This window comes from Nocardia sp. NPDC051833 (assembly GCF_040681225.1).
GTDB lineage: Bacteria > Actinomycetota > Actinomycetes > Mycobacteriales > Mycobacteriaceae > Nocardia.
The window spans coordinates 1,141,597-1,168,430 of sequence record NZ_JBFAYK010000002.1; the positions used below are offsets into that span (position 1 = coordinate 1,141,597).

21 protein-coding genes are annotated in these 26,834 nt (G+C 71.5%); 10 read left to right on the plus strand and 11 right to left on the minus strand.

Going from position 1 to position 26,834, the window contains the following annotated elements; all coding sequences use genetic code 11:
• Positions 1–39 precede the first annotated feature (39 nt).
• A complete protein-coding gene (locus AB0L91_RS23440) occupies positions 40–924 on the plus strand; it encodes a PAC2 family protein (RefSeq protein WP_355275565.1) in 885 nt (294 codons plus the stop codon).
• Positions 925–996: 72 nt separating this feature from the next.
• Entirely contained in the window at positions 997–3,540 is a 2,544-nt protein-coding gene (locus AB0L91_RS23445; RefSeq protein ID WP_365013197.1) for an AMP-binding protein, read from the plus strand.
• Here the strand turns inward: AB0L91_RS23445 and AB0L91_RS23450 are convergent.
• Complete coding sequence (locus AB0L91_RS23450; protein WP_355275569.1) at positions 3,442–3,747, minus strand: hypothetical protein; 306 nt, start codon at positions 3,745–3,747, stop codon at positions 3,442–3,444. The genes AB0L91_RS23445 and AB0L91_RS23450 overlap by 99 nt on opposite strands.
• Positions 3,748–4,080: 333 nt before the next feature.
• Here AB0L91_RS23450 and AB0L91_RS23455 point away from each other — a divergent pair, with 333 nt between their 5' ends.
• The 6 genes from AB0L91_RS23455 (at position 4,081) to AB0L91_RS23480 (ending at position 14,397) form a co-directional block, all read left to right on the plus strand.
• Positions 4,081–5,220 carry an XRE family transcriptional regulator gene (locus AB0L91_RS23455; RefSeq protein WP_357345529.1) on the plus strand — a complete coding sequence of 380 codons (1,140 nt, stop codon included), beginning with the start codon at positions 4,081–4,083 and terminating at the stop codon, positions 5,218–5,220.
• Between the two features lie 140 nt (positions 5,221–5,360).
• Entirely contained in the window at positions 5,361–6,863 is a 1,503-nt protein-coding gene (locus AB0L91_RS23460; RefSeq protein ID WP_365013701.1) for a TIGR02677 family protein, read from the plus strand.
• A complete protein-coding gene (locus tag AB0L91_RS23465) occupies positions 6,860–8,242 on the plus strand; it encodes a DUF2398 family protein (protein ID WP_365013200.1) in 1,383 nt (460 codons plus the stop codon). The genes AB0L91_RS23460 and AB0L91_RS23465 overlap by 4 nt, the downstream gene beginning before the upstream one ends.
• Positions 8,243–8,246: 4 nt before the next feature.
• Entirely contained in the window at positions 8,247–12,647 is a 4,401-nt protein-coding gene (locus tag AB0L91_RS23470; RefSeq protein WP_365013202.1) for a TIGR02680 family protein, read from the plus strand.
• Positions 12,648–13,174: 527 nt separating this feature from the next.
• On the plus strand, positions 13,175–13,969 hold the full coding sequence (locus AB0L91_RS23475) for a hypothetical protein (RefSeq protein WP_357345524.1): 795 nt from the start codon (positions 13,175–13,177) through the stop codon (positions 13,967–13,969).
• Positions 13,966–14,397, plus strand: a complete 432-nt coding sequence (locus AB0L91_RS23480; protein WP_355275576.1) for a hypothetical protein — start codon at positions 13,966–13,968, stop codon at positions 14,395–14,397. Before AB0L91_RS23475 ends, AB0L91_RS23480 begins: the two co-directional genes overlap by 4 nt.
• Positions 14,398–14,399: 2 nt before the next feature.
• Here AB0L91_RS23480 and AB0L91_RS23485 read toward each other — a convergent pair whose 3' ends face one another.
• Positions 14,400–15,359 carry a transcriptional regulator gene (locus AB0L91_RS23485; protein WP_365013204.1) on the minus strand — a complete coding sequence of 320 codons (960 nt, stop codon included), beginning with the start codon at positions 15,357–15,359 and terminating at the stop codon, positions 14,400–14,402.
• Between the two features lie 82 nt (positions 15,360–15,441).
• On the opposite strand from AB0L91_RS23485, the gene AB0L91_RS23490 reads away from it, so the two are divergent.
• Entirely contained in the window at positions 15,442–16,578 is a 1,137-nt protein-coding gene (locus AB0L91_RS23490; RefSeq protein ID WP_365013206.1) for an epoxide hydrolase, read from the plus strand.
• A 68-nt stretch (positions 16,579–16,646) separates the two neighbouring features.
• On the opposite strand, the gene AB0L91_RS23495 is transcribed toward AB0L91_RS23490, so the two are convergent.
• From AB0L91_RS23495 to AB0L91_RS23520, 6 genes are all read right to left on the minus strand, one after another.
• A complete protein-coding gene (locus AB0L91_RS23495) occupies positions 16,647–17,159 on the minus strand; it encodes a M15 family metallopeptidase (protein ID WP_365013209.1) in 513 nt (170 codons plus the stop codon).
• A 95-nt stretch (positions 17,160–17,254) separates the two neighbouring features.
• Entirely contained in the window at positions 17,255–18,574 is a 1,320-nt protein-coding gene (locus tag AB0L91_RS23500; RefSeq protein WP_365013212.1) for an MFS transporter, read from the minus strand.
• The gene (locus tag AB0L91_RS23505) at positions 18,571–19,674 is read right to left on the minus strand and encodes a PLP-dependent cysteine synthase family protein (protein ID WP_365013215.1); all 1,104 of its coding nucleotides are present in this window, start codon (positions 19,672–19,674) and stop codon (positions 18,571–18,573) included. Before AB0L91_RS23505 ends, AB0L91_RS23500 begins: the two co-directional genes overlap by 4 nt.
• A gap of 103 nt (positions 19,675–19,777) precedes the next feature.
• Complete coding sequence (locus AB0L91_RS23510) at positions 19,778–20,182, minus strand: hypothetical protein (RefSeq protein WP_365013217.1); 405 nt, start codon at positions 20,180–20,182, stop codon at positions 19,778–19,780.
• A 108-nt stretch (positions 20,183–20,290) separates the two neighbouring features.
• On the minus strand, positions 20,291–21,664 hold the full coding sequence (locus AB0L91_RS23515; protein WP_365013703.1) for an AarF/ABC1/UbiB kinase family protein: 1,374 nt from the start codon (positions 21,662–21,664) through the stop codon (positions 20,291–20,293).
• Positions 21,665–21,795: 131 nt separating this feature from the next.
• A complete protein-coding gene (locus AB0L91_RS23520; RefSeq protein WP_357345512.1) occupies positions 21,796–23,472 on the minus strand; it encodes a fumarate hydratase in 1,677 nt (558 codons plus the stop codon).
• Between the two features lie 221 nt (positions 23,473–23,693).
• On the opposite strand from AB0L91_RS23520, the gene AB0L91_RS23525 reads away from it, so the two are divergent.
• Positions 23,694–24,224, plus strand: a complete 531-nt coding sequence (locus AB0L91_RS23525; protein ID WP_355275593.1) for a MarR family winged helix-turn-helix transcriptional regulator — start codon at positions 23,694–23,696, stop codon at positions 24,222–24,224.
• 3 nt (positions 24,225–24,227) lie between these two features.
• Here the strand turns inward: AB0L91_RS23525 and AB0L91_RS23530 are convergent, their stop codons facing one another.
• From AB0L91_RS23530 to mftE, 3 genes are all read right to left on the minus strand, one after another.
• Positions 24,228–24,713 carry a hypothetical protein gene (locus AB0L91_RS23530; protein ID WP_365013222.1) on the minus strand — a complete coding sequence of 162 codons (486 nt, stop codon included), beginning with the start codon at positions 24,711–24,713 and terminating at the stop codon, positions 24,228–24,230.
• Positions 24,714–24,875: 162 nt separating this feature from the next.
• Positions 24,876–26,093: a pre-mycofactocin synthase MftD gene (gene mftD, locus AB0L91_RS23535; RefSeq protein WP_355275596.1), complete on the minus strand. Its 1,218-nt coding sequence runs from the start codon at positions 26,091–26,093 to the stop codon at positions 24,876–24,878.
• Positions 26,090–26,794, minus strand: coding sequence for a mycofactocin biosynthesis peptidyl-dipeptidase MftE (gene mftE / locus AB0L91_RS23540; protein ID WP_365013224.1), 705 nt, complete (start codon positions 26,792–26,794; stop codon positions 26,090–26,092). Before mftE ends, mftD begins: the two co-directional genes overlap by 4 nt.
• Positions 26,795–26,834: the final 40 nt, after the last annotated feature.

A 26,834-nucleotide genomic window follows, 5' to 3' on the forward strand; every position in this document is an offset into this window, starting at 1 on the left:
CACCGCAAAACAATTCGCCGAAGACACTAGGCTGACCGGGTGGATGCCAGTGAAACCCCCGAGACGGAACTGCCGACGTTGCGCAATCCCGTGCTGGTCGCGGCCTTCGAGGGCTGGAACGACGCCGGTGACGCCGCCAGTGGCGCGGTCGAACATCTGGAGTTGATCTGGGACGCCGAGCCGCTCGCCGAACTCGATTCCGAGGACTACTACGACTACCAGGTGAACCGCCCGACGGTGCGCCAGGTCGACGGGGTGACCAGGGAGATCCAGTGGCCCTCGACCATGCTGTCGGTGTGCTCGCCCCCCGGCAGCGACCGCGACGTCGTCCTGCTGCGCGGGATCGAGCCCAATATGCGCTGGCGCAGCTTCTGCAACGACCTGCTGGAGTTCATCGAGCAGCTCGGGGTGGAGACGGTGGTCATCCTCGGCGCGTTGCTGGCCGACACGCCGCACACGCGCCCGGTGCCGGTGACCGGTTCGGCCTACAGCCCCGAGGCCGCCGAGCGGTTCAGCCTGGAGCAGACCCGCTACGAGGGCCCGACCGGGATCACCGGGGTGCTGCAGGACCAGTGCGTCAAGGCCGGGGTGCCCGCGGTGTCGTTCTGGGCGGCCGTGCCGCACTATGTGTCGCAGCCGCCGAACCCGAAGGCCACGATCGCGCTGCTGCACCGAGTCGAGGACGTCCTCGACATCGAGGTTCCGCTCGGTGAGCTGCCCAAACAGGCCGAGGAATGGGAAGCCGCGGTCAACGAGATGACCGTCGGCGACGAGGAGATCAACGAGTACGTGCGCTCGCTCGAGGAGCGCGGCGACGCGGCGATCGACCTCAACGAGACGATGGCCAAGATCGACGGTGACGCCATCGCCGCGGAGTTCGAGAAGTACCTGCGCAGGCGGGGCCCGGGCAGTTTCGGGCTCTGACCCGCGTTCACCGGGAATTCGCCACGCGAGCACCTCCCGGAAATCGGCGGCACGCCACCTAGACTTTTTCGCGTGCCGAACCACCCGATCGTCGCTCATCTCCGGGGATTCGACGACCGGATCGCGGTGCTCCACCGGCACCCGACGGCGCCCGCCGACACCCTGTGCCGGGTCACCTATGCCCAGCTCGCCGATCGCGTCGCGGCGTTCTCGGCGCGGCTGGGCCCGGCGCGCCGGCTCGTCGCGCTGACCGCGGGCAACGACCTCGACTCCCTCGTCGCCTACCTCGGCGCGCTCGACGCGGGCTGCGTGGTGCTGCTGACCGGCGAACTCTCCGGTGAGCTCGCCGCGATCTACGATCCGGACGTCGTCCTCGACCACGGCCGGATCGTCACCGAGCGCGCGGAACCGGCGCACGAGCTGCATCCGGAGCTCGCGTTGCTGTTGAGCACGTCCGGGTCGACCGGCTCGCCGAAGCTGGTCCGGCTCTCGGCAGCGAACCTGCTCGCCAATGCCGACTCGATCGCCCGCTATCTCGAGATCGGGCCGCACGACCGCGCGGCGACCACGCTGCCGCTGTTCTACTGCTACGGGCTGTCGGTGGTGCACAGCCATCTGCTGCGCGGCGCGAGCCTGCTGCTCACCGAGCGGTCGGTCCTCGACCCCGAGTTCTGGGCGGAGTTCCGCGCGCACCGGGCGACCTCGTTCGCGGCGGTCCCGTACACGGTGGACCTGCTGGACCGGATCGGCTTCGCCGAGCTGTCCCTGCCCGACCTGCGGTACGTGACGCAGGCGGGCGGCAAGCTCGAACCCGCGCGGGTGCGGGCCTACGCGCGGCTCGGCGCGGCCGCGGGCTGGCGGTTCTTCGTGATGTACGGCCAGACCGAGGCGACGGCCCGGATGGCGTATCTGCCCCCTGACCTGGTGGCCGAGCATCCCGAATGCATCGGGATACCGGTGCCCGGTGGACATTTCACGCTCGAACCGGTCGACGACGGGGCCGCCGAGGAACTGGTCTATCACGGCCCGAACGTCATGTTCGGCTACGCGACCCACCCCGCCGAACTCGCGCTGGGCCGCACTGTCACCGCCCTGCGTACCGGTGACCTGGCCCGGCGCACCGCCGACGGCCTGTACCAGGTGATCGGCAGGCGCAGCCGCTTCGCCAAGCTGTTCGGTCTGCGGATCGATCTCGGCCGGATCGAATCCGAGCTGGCCACAGCCGGTTTCGGCGCGGCCTGCACCGACGACGGCGCCCGCCTGATCGCGGCCGTGACCGGCCGGGGCCGGGGCGATCCCGCCGCGCTGATCGCGCGCGTCGCGGGTCTGCCAGCGGCGGCGGTGGCCGTGACGGCCGTCGACGAGCTGCCCCGGCTGGCCAACGGCAAGATCGACTACCCGGCGATTCGGGCGCTGCCCCCGGCCGAGCAGGACCCCGGCGACGATGTGCGGTCGATCTACGCCGACGCGCTGGCCCTGCCCGTCGAGCAGGTTTCGCGCGAGCAGAGCTTCGTGGAGCTGGGCGGCAATTCGCTCAGCTATGTCACCACCGCCGCCCGGCTGGAACGGGTCATCGGCAGGCTGCCGAGCGACTGGCCGCAGCAGTCGATCGACCGGCTCGAGCGAACACCGCGGGCGCGCGGCGGTCTCGGGCGGGCACTGGACACCTCGACCGCGTTGCGCGCCATCAGCATCGTGCTGGTCCTCGGCTCGCACATCCAGCTGTTCGAGGTGTGGGGCGCGGCGCATGTGCTGCTCGCGGTGGCCGGCTACAACTTCGCGCGCTTCTCGGTGAGCTCGGCTCCCCCGGCGCGGCGGTTGCGGCACACCGCGCGGACGGTGGCGATGATCGCGGTGCCGACGGCGCTGTGGGTGCTGATCACGATGGTGTGGCAGCCCGGCTATTACAGCTGGCAGAATGTGTTGCTGCTCAACAAGATCCTCGGCCCGCGCAACGACACGGCGGGGCATCTGTGGTTCCTGGAGGTGCTGGTCTACTGCACGGTCGCGGCCGCGCTGCTGCTGCGGATCCCGTGGCTGGACCGCTGGGAGCGGCGGGGGCCGTTCTGGTTCGCCCTGGCCCTGCTCGGGCTCACGCTGGTACTGCGCTGGCACTCGTTCGGGCTCTATCCCGAGCGCGACATCCCGTTGTCACCGCTGGCCTGTTGGTACTTCGTTCTCGGCTGGGCCGGAGCGAAGGCGACGGCAGTCTGGCAGCGGCTGATCGTCAGCGCCGTGCTGCTGGCAAGTGTGCCCGGGTATTTCGGCGTCACCGATCGGGAACGCCTGGTGATGGCGGGCATCCTGCTGCTCGTGTGGTTGCCCGCGCTGCGCGTGCCCGCCGTCGTCGCCGTGGTGGCGGTGGCGGTGGCCGACAGCTCCCTGTTCGCGTACCTGCTGCACTGGCAGGTGTACCCGGCGTTCGGCGACCAGCGACTGCTCGCGTTGTTCGCCTCGCTCGCGGCCGGTGCGGCCGCTACCAGGATGGTGGTTCTGTGCCGGCGGAACCGGACACGGCTAGCGCTCCAGGGTCAGTACCTGGGCGGCCGCCTCGTGCGCCAGCTTCGCGATCAGCAGGTCACGCGGAATCGTCTGGCCGGCAAGGTGATCGAGTGACGGCACCACCACGTGGTGGGCGTCGGCCCGCTTCAATTCCTGAGTGAGCTCGGCGAACGCCGCACCGTCACCCGCGGTCGATTCATGGAACGTCGCGGCGAAACACATCCCCGCGGTGCGCGCGAGGCTGCGTAGCGCATCCTCCAATTGGTCGCCCCGGCCCTCGGCCAGGTCGTCCCGCAAGTATCCATAGATCAACGCTTCCACCCGAACCTCCGTTGGATTGGGATCGCTGTTCTGTTGTCGGATCCCCCCGCGCGACGCCGTGCGCCGCGCGGGGGTACTGCGTTGCCCTGCAAGCTCTCCTGCAAAGCGGGTGTCCGGTCTGCGGGCCGAGCACCTACTTACAGCATGCGTATTCGCGGCCCGGCGCAGCAGATGTCAAGCCGATGACATCTACATGCCCTATTCGGGACGCCGAACGTTAACTGGTGGGATACTACCGCCGTGACCGCAACTGATGATCGACCCGTCTGGGCTGTTCGGATGCGTTCGGAACGTGACGCGAGGGGTTGGTCGCAAGCCGATGCCGTCCGCGCGATGCGTGCCAAGTCCTCCCACAACCTGCCGACGGACAGTACCCTGCTGCGCAACTGGCGGCGCTGGGAGTCCGGGGAATCGCGCCCCGACGAGTTCTACGCGCCGATCATCGCGGCCGCGTTCGACACCGTCCCCGCCGCGTTCTTCCCCAAGTCCCGGCCCAACCGGGATGACGAGCTGTTATCGGCGACGGGTATGGACACCCTGGAGTTCATCGGCAGGCTCCGGATGTCCGACGTCAACAGCGCCACCCTGGACGCGGTGCGGATCACCGCCGAACGGCTGTGCTGCGAGTACGCCTACGCCGACCCGCACGCGCTGCACGCCGAGGGCACGGCGTGGCTGCGCCGGATCACCTCGCTGCTCGACGGCAGGCTCACCCTGAGCCAGCATCGGGAGATCCTCGTGCTGGCGGGCTGGGTGGCGTTGCTGGTCGGTTGCGTCGATTACGACCTCGGCCGCCGGGCGGGCGCCGAGGCCACCCGGCGGGCCGCGGATTCGCTGGGCCGCGAGGCGGGCAACGTCGAGATCGCCGCGTGGGCGGCCGAGATGTCGGCTTGGTTCGCGCTCACCCAGGGCAATTTCCGGGGGGCGATCGACGTCTCGGAGAAGGCCATGCCGGGCACCGCGTCGATGAGTGTCGGGGTGCAGCTGGCCGCGCAGCGGGCCAAGGGCTGGGCCCGCCTCGGTGATCGCCGGGCCGTGCAGACCGCGCTCGACGAGGGCAGGGCGATCCTGTCGCGGATGGGTCATCCGGCTGATCTGGACAACCACTTCGTCGTCGACGCGACGAAGTTCGACTTCTACGCCATGGACTGCTGCCGCGTCGCGGGCCAGGACCGGCTGGCCGAGCGCTACGCCCAGCAGGTGATCAGCGACTCGACCCGGCCCGACGGCTCGGTCCGCAATCCGATGCGGGTCTCCGAGGCCCGGCTGACGCTGGCCGTGGTCGCCGTCCGCGACCGCGATCTCGAGCGCGCGGTGGAGGAGGGTGTCGCCGCGTTCACGGCGGGCAGGCGCTCGCTGCCGTCGCTGGCCTGGATCGCCGGCGAGGCCGCCAGGGAGATCATCGAGCGCTATCCAGGAGACCCGCGCACCCAGTCGTTCCTCGAGCAGCTGCGCTCGCTCAACGTCGGGTGAGCGGGGCCTACCAGACGGCGGGGGCACGCCGATCCGGGACGGGTCCCCCGGTGGCGGGAGCGGCCACCACTACCCTTTCTACGGTGACCGACCTCGCCGACGGCCTGCCCAGCGCCGTACCCGCCCTGTGGGACGAGCGTCTGCGGTTGTTCTCGTTCGCGACCGCGGAGAAGCGCGCCGACTACCTGCGGGTGCTGCATGCCTTCGACAGCGCCAGGGCCGCCTACGTGGTGCTGCTGCACGCCGACGATGTCGCCGAGTGGATCGCCAGGGCCGAGACCGGCGCCAACGCCGGGCCCGCCGGGGTGCCGCTGCCCGCCGTCGAGATCGGCCCGCTGCTCGAGCAACTGCACCGCTGGGGCGTGCTGGAACGCAGCTACGACGGCACCCGCGCGGCCACTCTCGCGGAGTACCGCAACCGGCACTACGTCTACCAGTTCGCGCAGGCGGGCTTCCAGGCGTACCGGGCGGTGGCCGGCGTGCTGACGGCCAGGATGGACGACGCGTCACTGTCGAGGCTGGTGCTGCCCGAGCTCCTGACCGACCTGCGCACGCTCGCGGCGGCCAATCGCGACGGCGACGCCGAGCGGGTCTACACCACGCTGCGCAGGCTCGACGCCGCGCTCACCGACATGGCGGCGCGCGCGGCGCACTTCTACCTGTCGCTGGGCGACCTGGTGCGCACCACCGAGATCACCCCGGAATCCTTTCTCGCGCACAAGGACGCGCTGCTGGCGCACATGCGCGAGTTCAGCATGGACCTGGCCCGGTTCGCGCCCCGGCTGGCCGCGGCGATCGGCGAGGTGGAGGACACCGGCGTCGAGCAGCTGATCGGCCGCGCGGCGAGTTGTGACGAGCGGGTGCTGCTCAGCCCGGCCGAACGCGAGGCCGACTGGCGGTCGCGCTGGGACGGTCTGCGCACCTGGTTCGTGGCCGCGGGCAGCGGCGAGGCGAACGAGTCGTGTGAGGCCGACCGGCTGCGCGAGGCGACGATGAGCGCGATCGCGGCGGTGCTGTCGCTGCTGCGCCGGGTCACCGAGACCCGCCGCGGCGGGGTGAGCCGGGAATCGGCGCTGCGGCATCTGGCCGCCTGGTTCGTCGACGCCCCCACCACCGGCAGCGCGCACGCGCTCTACGACGCGGTGTTCGGCCTGGGCAGGCCCCGGCACCTGGCGCTCGAGCATCCCGACGCCGAGGTGATCCCGGCGGGCCGGTCCTGGTGGGAGGCACCGCCGCTGGAGATCTCGCGGACCCTCGCCGAGACCGGCCGCGCGCCCACCGCGGGCGCGCCCGCCCGGATCGCCCGCAACGACGCCGGTATCCGCAGGCTGCGCGAGGCCCAGCTGGCGGCCCAGCGCGAGCGCGCGGCGGCCGCGGCCTCGCTGGCCACCGGCGCCGTGCACGAGCGGGTGCTGGACCAGCGCGAGACCGAGGTGCTGCTGCGCCTGCTCGACGCCGCGTCGACGGCGTGGGTGCCGGTCAGCGGACGAGTCGACGGCACGACGGGTTCCGACAACGGCGTGACCCTGACCGTGCGCCCGTGCGACGGATCGACGGTCATCCGCACCGCCGCCGGCCTGCTGCACCTGAACAACCGCCGCCTCGAGGTCACCGCGACGACGCGACGGGGGACGCGAGGATGAGACAGCAGCGCCGCATCGACGCCCTCGCCCTGGACAGCTATCAGCGCGCCGCCCGCGTGATGCTCGCCAACCACCTGGTCACCCGGGTCTATCCCGACCGGATCGCGCTGCCGCTGATCCGGCGCTGGGCCACCGAACTGCGTGAGGACCTCGCCGAGCTGTTCGGCTACCGGCTCGAGGTCACCGAGACCACGGCCCGGCTCTATCCGGTGCACGACCGGCTCGACGACACCGTGCCCGCGCGCAGCGTCAACGACCGGGTCTTCGACCGGCGGCGCTACGCCTATCTCGCCCTGGCCCTGGCGGCGCTCGGCCGGGCGGGCGATCAGATCACCCTGTCCGAATTGGCCGAGCACGTGGCCGATTACGCGAGCCGGATCGACGGCCTCGAGCTGTCCACCGACCGGGCCGCCGATCGGGACGCGTTCGTCGACGCGGTCGGCTGGCTCGGCGCCAGGGGCGCGCTGACCCTGGCCGACGGCGACGCGGGCGGCTGGGCCAGCGACCCGGAGGCGGGCGAGGCCCTCTACGACATCGACCGGCCGGTGGTGTTCGCGCTGTTCCGCCCGCCGCGCGCGCTCCAGCATCTGCACAGCGTGCGCGGCCTGCTGGCCGAGGACACCGAGCACGCGCCCGCCGAACAGGCCCGCCGGGTGCGTCGCGCCCTGGTGGAACGTCCGGTCGTGTACCTCGAGGACCTCTCGCCCGCCGAGCGCGCCCTGCTCGGTCAGGACCGCGTGGTCGACGAGGTCGAGTACTGCACCGGCCTGCGCGCCGAGCGCCGCGCCGAAGGGGTCGCGCTCATCGACACCTCGGGCCGGCTCTCCGATACCCGCTTCCCCGGCACCGGCACGCTCGCCCAGGTGGCCCTGCTGCTCATCGGCGAGATCGCCGACGTGGTCCTCGACATCGACAATCCCGTCCCCGCGCGCCCGGCCCCGGCCGACGAGGACGCACTGCTCGACCAGCTCGACGCGGCCATCCCCGCGGCGGGGGTGTTCGCTCCGCTCGCCGAGGACGCCGAAACACTCGACGCCCCGGCGGATTCCGTCGACGACGAACTCGCCGAGACCGAACCGGTGACCTATCCGTTCCTCGACGACGCCTGGGTGCGCACCACGGTCACCGCCCTGACCGACCGCTACGGCGCGACCTTCGCCGCGCAGTGGCAGGCCGATGTCGGCGGGCTCACCACCGAGGTCGTCGCCCTGCTCGCCAAGCTGCGGCTGGTCCGGCCGGTCGAGGGCGGGCTGCTGATCCTGCCCGCGCTGGCCAGGTACCGGGGCGCGGTGGTCACCGTGCGGGTCCGCCAGGCCGAGGAATTGTTCGTCACCGCCGCCGACACCGACGGCAGCAGCACCGGAACGGGAGGGAACTGAGGAGATGTCGCTCATTCACGGCGGAGTGCGTTTCGTCCCGACCCGCGCGGGCATCGTCAACCTCTGGGACTACCGCGATCAGGAGTTCTGTTTCGCCGACGGCCGGCTCGTGCTGCGCGGGCCGAACGGATCGGGCAAGACCAAAGCACTCGAGGTGCTGTTCCCGTTCGTGCTCGACGGGCGGATCGAGCCGCGCAGGCTCAATCCGTTCGCCGGTGAAGAGCGCACCATGAAGTCGAATCTGCTGTACCGCAAGCAGGAATCGGCCTACTCGTATGTGTGGATGGAGTTCGCGCGCGGTAGCTGGGCGGACCCGGAGGTCGTCACCGTCGGCATCGGCATGCGCGCCACCCGGTCCTCGGACAAGGTGACGCGCTGGTACTTCGTCGCCGACGGACGCGCCGGCGTCGACTTCTCCCTGATCGGTCCCGACGACCGGCCGCTGACCCGCAAGCAGCTCGCCGAGCAGATCGGCAGCGACGCCATCGTCGACCGGCCGGTGGAGTACCGGGCCGCGATCGACGCCAGGATGTTCGGGCTCGGCGTACAGCGCTACGACCAGCTGATCAACCTCATCCTCACGCTGCGCAGGCCGCAGCTGGCCAAGAACCTCGATCCACGCGGCCTCTCGCAGGCACTCACCGACGGCCTGCGCCCGCTCGACGAGCAGCTGATCCTGGACGCGGCCCGGTCCTTCAGCGATATGGAGGAGGTCGGACGCACCCTCGACGGGCTCGTCCAGGCCGACACCGCCACCCGCCGCTTCGTCGACGTGTATCGCAAATACCTTGCCGTACAGGCGAAGACCGATGTCGACCAGGTCCGCACCCGCCTCGACGCGGTCACCAACGCCTCGACCGCCCTGTTCGCCGCCACCGCGCTGCGCACGCGGCGCGAGGCCGACCGCACCGAGGCCGAGACCAGGGCCGAAGAGGCCGACCGTGCCTACGAGCAGGCCATCGCCGACCGCGAGAACCTGCAGCGCTCCAGCGCCTACGAGGGAAAACAGCAGCTCGACGACCTCGCCGACGCGGTCCGCAGGCTGGAGACCTCCGCCGCCGTGCACCGCGACAAGGCCGCCGAGGCGGGCCAGACCCTGCAGCGCCGCGCCGAGGAGGCCGAGCGGGCCGCCGAGGCGGTGCGCACCGCCGCCGCCGCGCTGGTCCGCGGCGAGGACGCCCTGCGCGCCGCCGCCGAGGAAGCGGGCATCGAGTGGACGGCGCCGGGCGACGGCCGCGGCGATCAGATCACCGCCGCGGTCCGCGGGCACGCCGAGGAACGCGACGCCGATGTCCGCGCCGTGCGAAAAGCGTTGAGCCGCTGGGAATCCCTGGCCGCCGACCGCACCCGCGCCCAGCGCCTGGCCGAACGCGCCGTGGAACTGCGCGACGCGGCGGCCGCCGAGGTGGCCCACGCCGAAGCCGCCGTCGCGCTGGCGCGCACCGAATCCGCGGCCGCCCTGCGTACCTGGTGGCAGGCCAACGCGGCCGTGCTCGCTCCGATCGCCGCGGGCATGCCGACCGGGCCGGACACCGACCCGAGCGGTCATTCGGTCGACTCCGACCTCAGCTCAGGCACTGACTCCGGCTCCGGCCACGGCCACAGCTCCGAAGACGTACCGCGCATCGCCGATTCGAAGCGTCCCGCCCTGTTCGACGCCTTGGCATCGGCCGTCGCCGCGGCGGGCACCGAGGACGTCCCGTCCGTGCACGAGGTGCTGGCCGAGTATTGCGAGCCCCGGCAGGAACAGATCCGCACCCGCCGTCAGGAAGCCAAGGCGCGAGCGGCCGCAGCGACCGCACGCCGGGACACGCTGGTCGCCGAGCGCGCCGAGGTGGCCGCCGAACGGGACGACGCGCCCCCGGTACCTCCGACCGACGCCCGCGAGCCGAAAGACCTTCCCGGTGTGCCCTTCTGGCGCTCGGTGCGCTTCGCGGATTCGGTGACCCCGGCCGAAGCCGCCGGTATCGAGGCCGCCCTCCAGGCCGGCGGGCTCCTCGACGCCTGGATCTGCGACCCGGCACTCGTCCCCGAAGTCGACGGGGTCCGCTATCTGCTCCCGCTGCCCGCCGCCGATCGCCCGGTGGGTCGCTCCCTCGCCGACATCCTCGTCGTCGAGGACGACTCCTATGATCTGTCTGTCCCGACGGGCATCGTTGCCGATGTGCTGGCCTCGATCGCACTCGCCGACGCGACGGTGGGAGCCCCCGCGACAACCGAGTCGCGATCCGGCCGGCTCCACCCGCTGGTCTCGGTGGCCCACGCGGCCCCTGTCATCATCGGCACCTCCGGCGCCTATCGTCACGGCCTCCAGGCCGGACGCCACACCAAGCCCGAAGCCGAATTCCTCGGCGCGACCGCTCGCGCCCGCCGCCGGGAACTGCGGCAGGCCGAACTCGACGCGGCCATCGAGGCCGCCACGGCCGAGGCCGACGCGGCGAAGGCCGAAGAAGCCACGGCCACGGCCGAATTGGCGAGTATCAGCGCGGCCGTCAAGGTCCTCCCCCGCCCGTCCGCCATCACCGCCGCCCTGCGCGCGGTCGCGGAGACCGCCGGTCTCATGCGGTCCCGCTCCGAGGCCGTCACCCAGACCGAGCGCGATCTGGACCAGGCGGTCGGCGAGGCCACCGCGATGGAGAAGAAGCTGCGGGCCACCGCGCAGGCGCATCGCACCCCGACCGAGGCCCGCGAACTCGACGCCCTCGCCGCCGCGATCCGGCACTTCGAGAACACCGGCACCGGACTGCTGCGCCTGCGCGCCGAGCACGAGCGCGAACACGAGCGCGAACGCGAGGGCGCCGACCGGCACGACGAGGCGCGGGCGCTGGCCGAGGCCTTCGCCGAGGAGGCCGAGGCCGCCCGGCTCGGCTTCACCGAACAGCAGCGCAAGCTCGAGACGCTGCGGGAAGCGCTGGGCGCCAGTGCGGCCGACATCGATCGGGAACTCGACGCCGCGCGCGCCGCCATCGAAGCGGCCAAGGCCGAGCAGCGGGCCGCGCGCAAGGCCGCCAATGCCGCGATCGAGGCGGTCGGCGACGCCGAGGCCGCCTACCGCACCGCCAACGAGGCGCTGGCCACCGCGCTCACCGAGGTGCTGGCGGAGGTGCGGTCGCTGGCGCCGTACGCCCGGCCGGACCTGCTGAGCCTGCTCGGCGCCTCCGTCGAGCACCGGTGGCCGAGCACCGATGCCGCGTGGTCGACCCAGGAGCAGTTGCAGTACCGGATCGTCGCGGCCGGACCGGAGACCGACCCGGTCGTACTGCCCGACGAGGTCGCGGCCCTGTTCGCCGACCTGGACACCGCCACCACCCAGGTGCGGGCCACCGAGGCCGGACGCAAGTCCACCCGGTCGGCGGTGACCAGCGCGCTGCAGGAGTTCGACGCCGCGCTCACCGCCTCGGGGCGCGACTACCGCCTGCACTGGGACGCCGCCGACGGGCTCACCGTGGTGGCCGTGCACGACGAGAACGGCCAGGCCGCGCTCGCCGACTTCGCCGCGCGCATCGACGCCGCGCGCCGCGATCAGGAACTGCTGCTCACCGACGCCGAACGCCGCATTCTGGAAGACGCGCTGCTGACCGGCCTGGCCCAGCAGATCCACGAACGCACCAGCGACGCACGCGAACTCATCACCCGGATGGGCGCGGAGATGAAGCAGCGCCGGATGTCCTCGGGCAACACCATCGGCGTGCACTGGATCCTGGCCGACGGCCTGTCCGAGGCCGCCCGCGCCATGTGCAAACTGCTCGACCGCGACACCGCCGCGCTGAGCCCGGAGGATCTGGGCGCGGTCCGCGCCCACTTCGCCGCCGAGATCCGGGCGGCCCGCACCGCCCATCCGGAGCGCTCCTACCCCGAGATCCTCGGCGCCACCCTCGATTACCGCACCTGGCGGGTGTTCTCGTTCACCCTGATCAACGGTGACGGCAGCGAGGACAAGCTGACCGTGGCCCGGCACAGCGCGCTCTCCGGCGGTGAGCAGTCGGTCTCGCTGCACCTGCCGCTGTTCGCGGCCGCGCACGTGATGCTCGACTCCGCCGACCCGCAGGCCCCGCGCCTGCTCGCGCTGGACGAGGCGTTCGCCGGTGTCGACGACAACGGCCGCAGCGAATTGCTCGGCCTCAGTGTGCAATTCGACCTCGACCTGTTCATGACCGGTTACGACCTGTGGATCACCTACGGTCACGTCCCCGGCTGCGCGCACTACGACCTGGCGCACTCCACCGCCGAGAACACCGTCAGCGCCACCCTGCTGGTGTGGGACAGCGGTGAACTGCTCGCCGAACACGACGGCGGTGACCTGACCACCGCACTGGGCTCCCCCAACCGCCGCCGGGTCCCCAACACCATCGAGGGTGGACTCACCCTCGAGGGCATGCCGGGCGAACCGGCGCCGGTGGGCTGACAGCCCGTCGCGCCAACCGGTCTTGACGCCACCACGCCGCACCGGCGGCGTGGTGGCCAGGCAATTGCCGGAAGCCCTAGACCGACCAGTTTTCTTACTCGGAATTAACCGCATCGAATTTCGCGGAATCGGTTGCTCGAAATCCTCAGTGCTGCCAGGATTTTGCCCGTGACGGCGCAGGCCCCGGCCGGGTCGTCACGATCACGGTGCGGTCGATGCCGCACGTCGTCAGCAATTCTTCAGGGGATCGTCGTGCGATATCGACAGAATCAACACCTCCCACCGCGGGCATACCGGCAGTTTTCCGGCAGCGCTCCGGGCCGGGATGCCGTGCCCGGCGGCCCATCACGGCCGCCGCGCGCGCCGATGCGCTGAGTTCGCCGGAACTCGGCCGACCCAGCCCGATGAAGGTGCCGGACATATTCGCCGGAAATGGTCTGCGGCCGTTGCTGGCTCGCCTGCGCCGGGGTCGCCGTTCCACCGATCCGGCGCCGACCTTCCCCTGCCCACCGCGGGATGTGACCACCATGCAGCTCCCCGTCCCCCTGCGGGACACCACCCGTCCACTCGCGGCCGCGCTCACCGATGCCGACGCGAGCCGGTTCACCGGCATCCTGCGGGTCACCGGCGAACCGGGCGGCGACATCCGCCTCGTCGACGGCCGGATCGTGGCCGTGAGTACCGGTGGCGCACCGGGTTTCGACGAGCTCGACCCGAGCGACGAGGAGCAGCCGCTCGGCGCGGCCCGCACCCGGCTGCTGCGGATGACGGCGACCGTCGACGGGACGTTCGCGATCGCGGCGGGCTGGATCGATCGCTGCCACTGGATCGACGCGCACCCCCAGGTCTTCGCCGGCGACGATCCCGGCTACGACGCCGAGTGGCTGCTCGGCGAAACCGAGCGCAGGCTGGCCGCGCTCGCGCACGCCGGCTTCTCCCCGTACCGGAATCTGCTGGCGCTCACCGACTTCGGCCGCTCGATGCGCGCGGAGGGCGCCGAGCTGCTGCGCCTGGTCGACGGCACGAGGAGCTGCCGCGACCTGGCCTTCCTGCTCGGCCGTCCGCTCTACCCGGTGACCGTCGAGGTCGCGCGCCTGCTCGGTGGCGGCCAGCTGACGGTGCCGGCCCGGCACGCCGCCGACCAGCCGCCCGCCACCGTCGGGGCGGGCATGGTCGATCCGGCGCTACCGCGACGCCGCCGGGGCGCCAGCGGCATCAACGACACCCTGCGGCCGCGTCCACCGCAGGCCGCTCCCCCGTCCACGACCGCCGTGGACGTGCCCGACTCTTCGCCACGGCGGAGAACCGAGAGGATCCCATGAACACCAACGGCACCCCCGCCAGCATGAGCGAACGGCTGGCCGGCATGGTCAAGTCGCTGCGCGGCGAAGTTCCCGATTGCGTCGCGGCGGGCGTCATCGACATGTCGACCGGCATGCTGCTGTCGGTGGAGACCGTCGACAACCACCCGCCGGAGGTGCTCGACCTGCTCGCGGCTGCCACCCTGGACCTGTTCCAGGGCCGCAATGTGGTGATGATCGAGGACATCTGGAAGGAACGTCGCGGTATCCGCAGCGACGACCACTACTTCCAGGAGATCCTGGTCAACTCCAACAATCTCACCCACCTGTTCCTGCGCGCGGAGAGCCGCGACGATCTGGTGGTCGTCGTGGTGTGCCGCAAGACGGTCAATGTGGGCATGCTCTTCGCGCAGTCCCGCCGGGTCCTCAAGGACACCGGTCGGCTCTGAGCTCAGTCGAGCGCATGCGCGAGCCGGGACGCGCAGCCCCGCAGCCCCGCGCGCAATTCCGGTGATCCGTGTACCCGGAACGGCACGCCGAGGGTGATCAGCTGCGCGGCGAGCCATTCCGGATCGTCGTCGCGGGTCTCGGTGAACCGGCATCCGGTGGCGCCGTCGGCGACGATGCTGCCCGGCGTCGCGCCGAGCCTGCCCTCGACCCGATGCGGCGGCGCCTCGATCGTCACGTCGACCTCGTAACTCGGTGTGGCCCAGTCGGTTCGGCGACCCGCGACGTACTCGGCGGCGTCGGCGGCGGGCAGTGCCCTGGCGACGACGCGGGCGCCCGTCGGTTGCGGTCCCTCGATGCGGTCGGCGCGGAAGCTGCGCCAGGCGTCCCGGTCGAGGTCGTAGGCGACCAGGTACCAGCGTCGGCCCGCCGCCGCGACGCCGATCGGTTCGACGTGCCGCCGCGTCTCGGCGCCCGCCGCGTCCCGATAGCGCAGGCGCAGCCGTTCCCGGTTGCTCACCGCGGCGGCGAGCGTGGTGAGCACGTCCGGGTCGACCGTGGGGCCGCTGCCGGCGCCGACCGCCACCGCCGCGCCCACCACCCGCACCCGCCTGCGGAGTTTCGTCGGCAGCACCTGCTCGAGTTTGGTCAGCGCGCGCACCGACGCGTCCTCGATCCCGGTGACGGCCTGTCCGGCCGCGACCCGCAGACCCACCGCGACGGCCACCGCTTCGTCCTCGTCGAGCACCAGCGGCGGCAGCGCCGACCCGGCGGTGAGCCGGTAGCCGCCGGTCGCGCCCAGCGCCGCCACGACGGGATAGCCCAGCTCACGCAGCCGGTCGACGTCACGGCGGACCGTGCGGTCGGTGACGCCGAGCCGGTCGGCGAGTTCGCTGCCCGGCCACTCCCGGGGCAGCTGGAGCAGCGAGAGCAAACGGAGCAGCCGAGCGGCGGTATCGGTCATGTCCACATTCTGCCGCGCAACTAGGACCGAAACTGTCCTAGATGGCTTCTAGCGTGGTGTGTACACCGACCGAGGAGATCAGATGACGACCATTCGCCCCTTCCACCTCGACATCCCGCAGACCGACCTCGACGACCTGCGGGCGCGCCTGCGCCGGGCCCGCTGGGCCGCGCCGCTGCCGGGCGCGGGCTGGGAACGCGGCGTGCCGACCGACTACCTGCGCGAGCTGGCGCGGTACTGGGCCGAGGATTTCGATTGGCGCGCACAGGAATCCGCGCTCAACGAGTTCCCGCAGTTCGTCACCGAGATCGACGGCCTCGACGTGCATTTCCTGCACGTGCGCTCCCCCGAGCCGGACGCGGTGCCGCTGGTGCTCACCCACGGCTGGCCGAATTCGTTCGCCGAGTTCACCCGCACCATCGGCCCGCTGACCGATCCGCGGGCCCACGGCCTCGATCCGGCCCTGGCCTTCCATGTCGTGGTGCCGTCGGTGCCCGGGTTCGCCTTCTCGGCGGCACCGCGCGAGACCGGGATGAGCACGGCGCGGGTGGCCCGGATGTGGGCGACGCTGATGGACCGGCTCGGCTACGACCGCTACGGCGCCCAGGGCGGTGATCTCGGTGCCTATGTCGCGCCGGAGCTGGCGCTGGCCGCGCCGGAGCACGTGATCGGCGTCCACCTCGACGGCGGCATCGGCATGCCGACCGAGGCCGACGTGCCGAGCATGTCGCCGGAGGACCTGAGCCAGTGGGCGGAGATGCAGCAGTGGATGACCGGCGGCGTCGATCACCACACGCTGCTGCGCGCGGCGCCGCAGACCTTCGCGCTGGGCTGGAACGATTCCCCGGTGGCGCTGCTGGCCTGGCTGATGCAGAAGTTCCAGGAGTTCACCCCGACGGCCGACCTCGCCGAGGACGTCATCGACCGCGACCACCTGCTCACCAACGCCGCGATCTACTGGTTCACCCAGACCGCGGGCACCTCCTCGTGGCCGATGTACGACGGCCTGCGCGACGGCGGCTTCGGCTGGCCCCCCGGCCAGAACCTGGTGCCGACCGGCGTCTACGGCGGCGGCTCACCGCTGATGCGCAAGCTGGCCGACCGCGACCACAAGATCACCCACTGGCCCTCGGGCAACCCGGGCAATCACTTCGTCGCCATGGAGGAGCCGCTGGCCCACGTCACCGACATCCGGACCTTCTTCACCGACCTGCGCTGAACCGGGCCCGGACAGCACACCGGGCAGGGCGCGCACCCCGCACCCTGCCCGGCCGTTCGTCTCGTGGACTACCGCATGCTGGCGTCCGGGACCCGGGGCGGGCACGCGGCGCCGGGCGCGGTGACCAGCTCGAAATGCCACCATTCGTTGTCGAAGGTCCGGCACAGGCCCCAGCGGTTGCCGTTGGCCTCGAGCCACTGCGCGCCCTGCTGCGGGCCGACGTCGACCGCGTGGCCGGAGACATGGGTCGACTCGGCGGGCGGCAGCACCCAGCGGCGAGCCTCGTCGGGGGTGCCGTAGGTGGCCAGGCCGTCCTGCCACAGCATTTCCTGCTGCTCGTGGGTGCGGTAGCCGGAGGTGATCGACAGCGGGACGCCCTCGGCGTGCGCCTGCTGCTCGGCGAGGGTGTAGGCCAGGGCCAGCGCCGGGTCCAGGCCCTCGGTCCCGGCGGCCGACTGGAACTGTTCACGCTGGTCGGTCGGCTGGGCGCCGGCGATGCCGAGGCCGACGGCGGTCACGGCCGCGGTGGCCGTCATCGTCACCAGCATCCGGTCGGCCACCCGGCCGAGCACAGTAGTCATGCCGGGAGTCTATCGACCGGCCTGGGCCCGAGCCGACCACCGGGGTCGGCCCGAGCCGGAGCCATGACTTGATTACCGCAGGTCGAGCGGCTTTTTCACGGTGCTCGGGTCAGCTCGCCCGCGGACTCGTGAGCCGACCGGATCGGCCATCGACCCGGCGCCGCGGTGTAGGCGGGCAGCGCGCCGGACTGCCGGTGCCTGCCCGGGCCCTGCCGGATCACCCGATGCACCGCGAGCGCGGTCAGCAGGCCGATCAGGGTCAGCCCGACCCACACCAGCCGGTCGGCGCCGGCCGCGCGGGCGACATCGAGGACCGCGCCGGTGCCCAGATTGCCCGCCAGGATGGCCACCCCGACGATGGTGTTGTAGAACCCGTAGTGGGTCGCCACCAGCCTGTTGTCGCTCAGCGAGACCACGGTGTCCATCTCGAACGGGAAGACCGCCGCCGTCCCGACCGCCAGCACCGCCGCCGACAGCAGCAGCGCCCCCGCCGCAGCGGCCGTCCCGAACGACGCCGCGCCGGGGACCAGCGCGAGCGGGACGAAGGCCGCGGCCAGCACCCCGACCCCGAGGACGAGACCGCGCCCGATCCCCCACCGCGCGCGCAACCACGCGGTGATCCGCACCTGCCCCGCGACGGCGACCACCCCGGACACCACGAACACCAGCGCGGTCAGTTCCTGCGCGCCCGCACCCGAGACGGTGCCCGCGTGCAGCGGCAATGCCAGATACACCTGGAACGACAGCACATACGTGCCGCCCATCGCCACCGCGAACGCCACGAAGCGCCGGTTACCGGCGATGGTGCGCCAGTCGCTCCACACCGACGCCGTGGTACTCACCCCGGAGCGCTGCGGCAGCGCGCACAGCTGCGCCACCGAGAGCACCGCGAACACGGCCGCCGCCGCGGCCGCGGTCCAACGGAAATCCACACCGAGCAGGGCGATCCCGACGAGCGGGCCCGCCAGGATGCCCGCCTGGTAGAACACGTTGAACACCGCGAACGCCTCGACCCGCCGCTCACCGGCCTCGGCGGCCAGGTAGGCGCGCACGGCCGGATTGAACAGGGCACCAGCGAATCCCGTCGCGGCCGAGGCGAGCAGCAGCATCGGCAGCGAGGTGGCGAAGATCAGCGCGGCGAATCCCGCGGTGCGCAGCACACATCCGGCCACGATGAGCGGTTTGTAGCCGAGCCGGTCGGCCAATGTGCCGCCGATCAGGAACATCCCCTGCTGGGAGAAGTTCCGGACGCCGAGCACCAGCCCGACCGCCCACGCGGCCAGGCCGAGCGGGCCGGACAGGTACCCGGCCAGGTACGGCATCAGCATGTAGAAGCCGAGATTGATGCCGAACTGGTTGATCATGAGCAGTCGCGCCGGGGTGTCGAAACCGGCGAAGGTCCGCAGCGTCGTCATGCGCGCACCGGTCCCGGCCCGACGGCGAGTGCGCCGGGATCGAGCACTGTCGTGCAGCGCGTCCAGGACTCGACCACCCGCTCGGCCGGGTGCGCGATCGTGGCGGGATCGGTGGCGGGCGGCCCCGTCAGCAGGCCGTGTTCGCGGCAGTAGCCGTCGTTGTAGACCGTGTCGAAGTAGCGGTGCGGTCCGTCGGGGAAGACGGCGACGATCCTGGTCTCCGCGTCGGCGTTGCGGGCGGCCCAGCCCGCGACGAGGGCGACCGCGCCCACGCTCCACCCGCCGGTGGCGTAGTGCGTCGCGGCCAGGGTCCGGCACGCCCACACCGCTTCCGCCGGTGCGACCCAATGGATTTCGTCGAAGGCGCGGTAGTCGACATTGGCCGGGTGGATGTTCGAGCCGAGGCCGCGCATCAGCCGCGGCCCCGCGGGCTGGCCGAAGATCGTGGAGGCCACCGTGTCGACGCCGATCAGGCGCAGTCCGGGATACCGGCGGCGCAGCTCCCTGGCCACGCCCGCGGAATGCCCGCCCGTGCCCACCGCGCAGACCAGCACGTCGACCCGCCCGACCTGGTCGATGAGTTCGTGCGCGAGCCCGGCGTAGCCGTCGGCGGCATCGGGATTGCTGTACTGGTCCGGGCACCACGCGGTGGGCTCGGCGGCGAGCAGTTCGGCGACCCGGTCCCGGCGCGCCTGCTGCCAGCCACCGGTGGGATGAGCGCGGTCGACCAAGTCGACCTCGGCGCCGAAGGCGGTGAGCATGCGCGCGACGATCGGTTCCAGCCCGGGATCGGTGACCACGGTGACCGGATGACCGTGCACCAACCCGGCCAGCGCGAGCCCGAGTCCGAGAGTGCCGCTGCTGGATTCGACGATCCGCGCGCCGGGGACGAGATCACCGCGCTGCTCGGCCCTGCGCACCATGTGCAGGGCGGGGCGATCCTTCATCCCGCCCGGGTTGAACCCTTCCAGCTTGGCCCAGAACCCCCGGTCGGCGGTGGCCAGCGGCGCCCCCACCCACATCACCGGGGTATTGCCGACGAGGCCCTGTGGGCGCTCGGCGATCGCGGCAACGGTCCGGTCGAGCACGTATTCCTGCATGTCTGTCGCTTCCTGTGTCGGCCGCCGGGGACGACGGCGCGGACGAGAACGGGCACGCGAACACCGGCCCTGCCACGGGTGTGGCGGGCCTGGCGCTGACCGATCAGCGTCGACAGATGCAGAACTGGGTGAGGATGTCGCGGCCCTGGCGGTACCGCAGGGACGCGCGCGGCGGGGCGCGCGGGACCGCGGCCGGATGACCGAGGCTCGCGAGGAGAACGACGACCAGCGCGCCGAGCAGACCGAGCAGCGGGAGCACGAGGCCGGTGTCGGGCGCCGCGGTGCCGACCAGGCAGTGGTCGGGCAGCGGATGATCGGGAACGGCGAGCCCCGCCCCGTCGACGAACGCGGCGGCGACCACGTCGAGCGGCGCGTCCACGCGGTGGTGGTCGTCGTGATGCACCGTGGTGCAGTCGATCACGAGCGCGCACACGGCGGCCACGATCATGACGAACGCGCACAGCGCCCCCGCCCGGCGCGGCGAGCGACGGTCCGTCGGATGACCCACCGCGCCTCCTTCCGCTCGTCGCCGGTGACCTCCGCCGACCAAGCTACTACGTCATTGCGTAGACGCAGGTCAGCACCATGGAGCCAGGCGATTCGGTCGCGGTGGCGGCTACCGGTCCGCCCGCCAGCGGGCGATCGCGCGACCGATCTCGGTGGCGGGCGGCTCGCCGTAGAGCCATTCGCGGGCCAGCCGATGCCAGTTGGCGCGCACCCGCAACTGGCCGAGGGTGGCGAAGGTGAACAGGTCGGCGCGGCGGGAGAAGACGTGTTCGGGCGGGAGCAGTTGCCTGCGCATGCCCTGGAATTCGACCGAGCGCGGGTCGACGGCGAGCAGGACGGCGCTGGTGGCCAGTTCGGGCGTGATGGTCACCTCCTCGTCGAGCAGGTGCCACCCGCAGGCCGCCCACACATAGGCCAGGCACTCCTCGACGGTGACGCCGGCGTCCGGGTCGATGATGCCGCGCCCGACCCAGGCCGCGTACAGGTCCTCGGGCCGGTCCTCGGCGGCGGCCCGCAGGCAGGAGCGCTCGAAATCGACGTGCTCGGGGTCCATCCGGTTGTAGAGCCCGAAGTCGACGAAGGCGAGCCTGCCGTCCTCGGCGAGCAGCACATTGCCCGGATGCGGATCGCCGCAGAACTCGTTGTCGGCGAACAGAGTGCCCAGGTAGAAGCGGTAGATCAGTTCGCCGTAGTGGTCCCGCTGGGCCGACGGCAGCGTCTGCAGGTGCGAGAACCCGTGGCCCGCCACGTATTCGGTCACCAGCACGTTGTGCGAGCAGTACTCCTCGATCGCGTCGGGCACGGTGATGTAGGGGTGGCCGCGGTAGCGCTGGGCGACCAGATGCTGGGTCCTGGCCTCGCGCAGATAGTCCAGTTCGCTGCGCAGATTGGCGGCGATCTCCTCCAGCACCCCGGTGTCGGCCATGCTCGGCAGCACGGATCTGGCCATCTTGCTGAGGAATTCGAGGTTGCCGATATCGGCGTGCACGGCGCGCTCCACGCCGGGATACTTCACCTTGACCGCGACCACGCGCCCGTCGTGCAAGGTCGCCCGGTGCACCTGGCCGATCGAGGCCGCGGCGATCGCGGTCTCGTCGAAGTCGGCGAAGATCCCCGACAGCGGGCCGAGGTCCTCCTCGATCACCGTGCGCATGGTGGGGAACGCGACGGCGGGCGCGCGATCACGCAGCGCCGCGAGCTGGCGGGTGAACTGCGCGCGGTGCGATTCGGGGACGAAGTCGAGGTCGAGCACCGACAGCATCTGCCCGAGCTTCATCGCCGAGCCCTTCATGCTGCCGAGCACCGCGACGATCTGCTGCGCGGTCTTCATCGCCGACCGCTCGGCCAGCACCTGCCTGGCCTCCTCGGTGCGCCCGATCATCGACAGCCGCGTCCCGACCCCGCGCACGGTCTGCTCGGCGGCCAGCCTGCCCAGCTTCCCGCCGCGCGCCACTCGGCCGGAGGGAACTCCGGAGGTCGCCATATCCACCCCCGTCGAGCCGGTCCAGCGCATGTCGCGTCACACTACACCGCACCGCGACCGCGCAGGGCCGGACGAACGAAGACCCCGGATCGCACCGTGGCGAGGCCGGGGTCTTCGGGATTCGCGACCGTTTACACGCGTTCCTTGGAGCGGGTGCGCACGCGCAGGGCGATCGGCTTGGAGGTCTCGGCGAAGAAGTCGTTGCCCTTGTCGTCGACGACGATGAAGGCGGGGAAGTCCTCGACGTCGATCTTCCAGACGGCTTCCATGCCGAGCTCGGGGTACTCGAGTACCTCGACGTTCTTGATGCAGTCCAGCGCCAAGCGCGCGGCCGGGCCACCGATGGAGCCCAGGTAGAAGCCGCCGTGCTCGTTGCAGGCCTTGGTCACCTGGGCCGAGCGGTTGCCCTTGGCCAGCATCACCATGGAGCCGCCCGCGGCCTGGAACTGGTCGACGTAGGAGTCCATCCGGCCCGCGGTGGTGGGGCCGAAGGAGCCGGAGGCGTAGCCCTCGGGGGTCTTGGCCGGGCCCGCGTAGTAGACGGCCATGTCGCGCAGGTACTCCGGCATCGGCTCGCCCGCGTCGAGGCGCTCCTTGATCTTGGCGTGCGCGATGTCGCGGGCCACGACCAGCGGGCCGGTGAGCGAGAGCCGGGTCTTCACCGGGTACTTCGACAGCTCGGCGCGGATCTCGTCCATCGGGCGGTTGAGGTCGATCTTCACCACGTCGCCACCGAGGATGTCCTCGGTCTGCTCCGGCAGGTACTGGGCCGGTTCGGTTTCCAGCTGCTCCAGGAAGATGCCGTCCTTGGTGATCTTGGCCAGCGCCTGGCGGTCGGCCGAGCAGGACACCGCGATGGCGACCGGGCAGGAGGCGCCGTGCCGGGGCAGGCGCACCACGCGCACGTCGTGGCAGAAGTACTTGCCGCCGAACTGCGCGCCGATGCCGAACTCGCGGGTGAGCTGGAAGACCTCTTCCTCGAGCTCGAGATCACGGAACGCGTGGCCGGTGATCGAACCCTCGGTGGGCAGGTTGTCCAGGTAGTGCGCGGAGGCGTACTTCGCTGTCTTCAAGGCGAATTCGGCGCTGGTGCCGCCGATGACAACGGCGAGGTGGTAGGGCGGGCAGGCCGCGGTGCCGAGCGAGCGGATCTTCTCGTCGAGGAACTCGAGCATGCGCTCGGGGTTCAGGACGGCCTTGGTCTCCTGGTACAGGAACGACTTGTTGGCCGAGCCGCCGCCCTTGGCCATGAACAGGAACTTGTAGACCGGGTTGTCGGGGGTGCCCTCGGTCGAGTACAGCTCGATCTGCGCGGGCAGGTTGGAGCCGGTGTTCTTCTCGTCCCACATGGTGATCGGGGCGAGCTGGGAGTAACGCAGGTTCAGCCTGGAGTAGGCGTCGAACACGCCGCGGCTGATCCACTCGGCGTCGTCGACGCCGGTCAGCACGCCCTCGCTCTTCTTGCCCATCACGATCGCGGTGCCGGTGTCCTGACACATCGGCAGCACGCCGCCCGCGGAGATGTTGAGGTTCTTGAGCAGGTCCAGCGCGACGAAGCGGTCGTTCCCCGAGGACTCGGGATCGTCGATGATCTTGCGCAGCTGGCGCAGGTGCGCGGGGCGCAGGTAGTGGCTGATGTCGTGGATCGCCGTCTCGGTGAGCAGCCGCAGCGCTTCGGGCTCGACCTGCAGGAAGGTGCGCCCGTTGTGCTCGACGGTGCTGACCCCCTCGGTGGTGAGCAAGCGGTACGGCGTGTCGTCGGCGCCGATCGGCAGCAGATCGGAATAGCGGAACTCCGGCGCGGTCACGAATCGCACTCCTCGGGTGGCTGGTCACAAAGCACTCGGAAGCCTATCGACCACCCGCGCCCACCTGCTGGTTAGGCAACCCTATGTGACGTAAGACAAACGCCTGAACCAAGATCGAGGTTGCACGTTCAACCCAAACGGTGCTACCCATTCACCCGAACGGTGGCGGGGCGTGCACCGTTCCAATCCGAAGCCTGCACCGGAGAATCTGGAGCTCGATCGTGACCGATCCACAGTGGCTCGATGATGTCGAAATGCGCGCCTGGCTGGGCTACGTGCGGACCCGCGACCTGATCGCCGCGGCGATCGGACGTGACGCGGGCCGGGCGGCCGACCTCAGCTGGGTCGAGTACTCGGTGCTCGTGTACCTGGCCGACGCGCCGGGACAGCGCCTGACCTTCGCCGATCTGGCCGGCGCGCTGGAATGGTCGCAGAGCAGGCTCTCGCACCAGATCACCCGCATGCAGAAGCGCGGGCTGGTGATCAGGGAGACGATGCCGCACGACCAGCGCCGCACCGTCGCCCGGCTGACGACCGCGGGTGGGCAATTGCTCACCACGGCCGCGCCGGCGCACGTGCGCAGCGTGCGACGGCACATGATCGACGTGCTCGACCGCGGCCAGCTGGCCGCCCTGGCCGAGATCTACGACGTGCTGATCAACCACCATCGCAGCGCGGCAGGCGGATTCGATCCGACCGGACGGGGCAGCGCCGCCACCAGGGCCGCCGAGCCCGCCCCGGATCCGGCCTGAGCGCTACGAGCCGGAGCTGCCGCCGGAGTCGGGGCGGCTGGTGCCGAGTCCGCCGCGCTGGACCGTGCCGCCCGCCTCCGGCACGCCACGGTCGTAGACGCCGCTGCCGGACGGCCGGAGGAAGCTGCCCGCGGCCAGCGCCACGGCGGCCCCGATCGCGGGGTAGACCAGCGTATCGGTGTGCTGGTACCAGAAATTGGCGTAGCGGCTGTCGGTGGTGTCGCACTGCCCGTCGGCCACCCGGGTCGAGGAGGTGGTGTCCACGCAGATGCCCACCGCGGTCGGCTGCGCGGAGGCGCTGGTGGTGGGCCGAGCCGAGGTCGTCGTGGTCGGCCGCGCGGTCGTGGTCGGCCGGACCGTGCTGGTCACCGTCGGTTTCACCGAGGTGGTCGCCGCGCGATGCGCGGGCGCGTCGGTGCCACATCCCGCCGACACCAGCGCCATCGCGACCACGGCGGGCAGGGTGCAGGACACGCTGCGCGACTTCATGATTCGGGCACGCCGACCCTCGCCCGGTACTCCCCCACGCACGAATTCCCCCTCGATTCCGACGACTCGGCCGATCCTAACGGCGCACCGGGAGCCCCGTCCCGTGAACGACACCGGCGGCGGACCTCGCCGATCGCCGAGGTCCGCCGCCGGTGGTGCTCGCTATTGCTGGACGAGATCCGCTGTGGTGAGCGGTCGTTCGAGGTCGGCGGGCACACCGAGGGCTCGTTCGAACCCGGCGGGCACGATGATGTCGCCGCGGTCGAGCTCGGCGATCGAGGTCTTGCGCAGGCCGAGCAGCGCCGAATCGATGCCGCCGCGCAGGATGTCGAGCACGTTCTCCACGCCCGCCTGGCCGTTGGCGGCCAGGCCCCACAGGTAGGCACGGCCGATCAGCACCGCGCGGGCGCCGAGGGCCACGGCCTTGACCACATCGCTGCCGCGGCGGATGCCGCCGTCGAGGACGACCTCGATCTGGTCGCCGACCGCGTCCGCGAGCACCGGCAGCGCCCGGATGGCGGCCGGGGTGCCGTCGAGGTTGTTGCCGCCGTGGTTGGACACCGAGATGCCGGCCACGCCCGCGTCGACCGCGCGCAGCGCGTCGTCGACCCGCATGACGCCCTTGAGCAGCACCGGGCCGTCCCAGTTCGCGCAGATCCAGGCGACGTCGTCCCAGTCGGGCGCCGGGGTCTGCATCCATTCGCCGTAGGCGCCGAAGAAGCCCGGCGCCGCGCCGCCGCCGACGGCCATGTTGGGCGCGGTGAGGTCGGGAATCGAACCGGAGCGCAGGTAGGTGGCGAGCCAGCGCGGGCGCGCCAGGGTCTGCGGCGCGAACTTCATCATCGTGCGCAGGTTCAGCGACTCCGGGATCACCGGGCTGCCCCAGTCGCGACCGTGCGAGAACGACCAGTCCAGGGTCAGGATGAGCCCGACCGCGCCGGCCGCCTTCGCCCTGGCCATCCGCTCCAGGATCTGGTCCTTGTTGCCACACCAGTACAGCTGGAACAGCGTCGACGGGTTGGCCGCGACGACCTCTTCGATCGGCTTGCTCGCGAACGAGCTCAGGCCCATGGCGATGCCGCGCGCGGCCGCCGCCCTGGCCACGGCGACCTCACCGTCGGGGTGCACCGCCTGCACGCCGGTGGGCGAGATCAGCACCGGCATCGAGACCTGCTGGCCGAGCACGGTGGTCGACTGGTCGCGCTCGCCGATCGGGCCGGCGCAGTGCGGGGCGAAGCCGAGTTCGGTGAACGCGGTCTGGTTGTCCTCGATGGTCTGGCCGCGTTCGGAGCCCGCGATCAGCGCGCCGTACACCGATTTCGGCAGGCGCTTGCGGGCGCGGCGCTGCGCCTCGGCGACGGTCTCGAACCAGGGATTCATCGACGTGATCCTTCCTCAGGAACCTGGGGCCACCAGCGGCCCAGGTCGGTCAGCAGTGCGGTGGTTGCCGCGTTCAGCAGCGCGGCGCCTTCGCCTGCGCTCGACCCGGTGGGGTCACCGAGAATTCCGTTGGGGCTCACCGCCCGCACACCGCCGGCGCGCAGCAGCGGCAGCAGCTCGGCCAGCGGGCGCCGGTCCCCCGGTTCGGCCAGCTCGGCGCGCACCAGGTCGGGCGCCAGCGCGAGCTGGATCGAGGTCTCGGCGCGGCCCGCGTGCGGGTCGCCGCCGTACCCGGGCGAGAACAGGCGCACGTCGCGCGACTCCGCGCGCAGCAGGGTGACCGCGCGCCGCAGCGCCTCGACATTGCCGCCGTGCCCGTTGACCAGCACGATCCGGTCGAAGGTGTCGGTGGCCGACCGGCACAACTCGACGACGAGCAGTTCCAGCGCGGCCTGCCCGATCGACAGGGTGCCCGCGAAGCCCGCGTGCTCGCCGCTGGCGCCGTAGGGCACCGGCGGGGCGACCAGCACGTCGGCCCGCTCGGCTGCGACCCGCGCGCAGACGGCGGCGGCGATGTCGGTATCGGTGGACAGGGGCAGGTGGGGGCCGTGTTGCTCGGTGGCACCGAGCGGGATGACCAGGATCACCCCCGCGGCGGCACATGTGCCCGCCTCGGGCCATGTGAGGTGGGCCACGAACATGATCCCGAGATTAACGACAGTCACTGACATAATCAAGGGC

Coding starts and splice junctions, on each gene's coding strand:
- AB0L91_RS23455 (WP_357345529.1), top strand. CDS start 4,081: ATGCGTGCCAAGTCCTCCCACAACCTGCCGACGGACAGTACCCTGCTG.
- AB0L91_RS23465 (WP_365013200.1), top strand. CDS start 6,860: ATGAGACAGCAGCGCCGCATCGACGCCCTCGCCCTGGACAGCTATCAG.
- AB0L91_RS23470 (WP_365013202.1), top strand. CDS start 8,247: ATGTCGCTCATTCACGGCGGAGTGCGTTTCGTCCCGACCCGCGCGGGC.
- AB0L91_RS23475 (WP_357345524.1), top strand. CDS start 13,175: ATGCAGCTCCCCGTCCCCCTGCGGGACACCACCCGTCCACTCGCGGCC.
- AB0L91_RS23480 (WP_355275576.1), top strand. CDS start 13,966: ATGAACACCAACGGCACCCCCGCCAGCATGAGCGAACGGCTGGCCGGC.
- AB0L91_RS23485 (WP_365013204.1), bottom strand. CDS start 15,359: ATGACCGATACCGCCGCTCGGCTGCTCCGTTTGCTCTCGCTGCTCCAG.
- AB0L91_RS23490 (WP_365013206.1), top strand. CDS start 15,442: ATGACGACCATTCGCCCCTTCCACCTCGACATCCCGCAGACCGACCTC.
- AB0L91_RS23495 (WP_365013209.1), bottom strand. CDS start 17,159: ATGACTACTGTGCTCGGCCGGGTGGCCGACCGGATGCTGGTGACGATG.
- AB0L91_RS23500 (WP_365013212.1), bottom strand. CDS start 18,574: ATGACGACGCTGCGGACCTTCGCCGGTTTCGACACCCCGGCGCGACTG.
- AB0L91_RS23505 (WP_365013215.1), bottom strand. CDS start 19,674: ATGCAGGAATACGTGCTCGACCGGACCGTTGCCGCGATCGCCGAGCGC.
- AB0L91_RS23515 (WP_365013703.1), bottom strand. CDS start 21,664: ATGGCGACCTCCGGAGTTCCCTCCGGCCGAGTGGCGCGCGGCGGGAAG.
- AB0L91_RS23530 (WP_365013222.1), bottom strand. CDS start 24,713: ATGAAGTCGCGCAGCGTGTCCTGCACCCTGCCCGCCGTGGTCGCGATG.
- mftD (WP_355275596.1), bottom strand. CDS start 26,093: ATGAATCCCTGGTTCGAGACCGTCGCCGAGGCGCAGCGCCGCGCCCGC.
- mftE (WP_365013224.1), bottom strand. CDS start 26,794: ATGTTCGTGGCCCACCTCACATGGCCCGAGGCGGGCACATGTGCCGCC.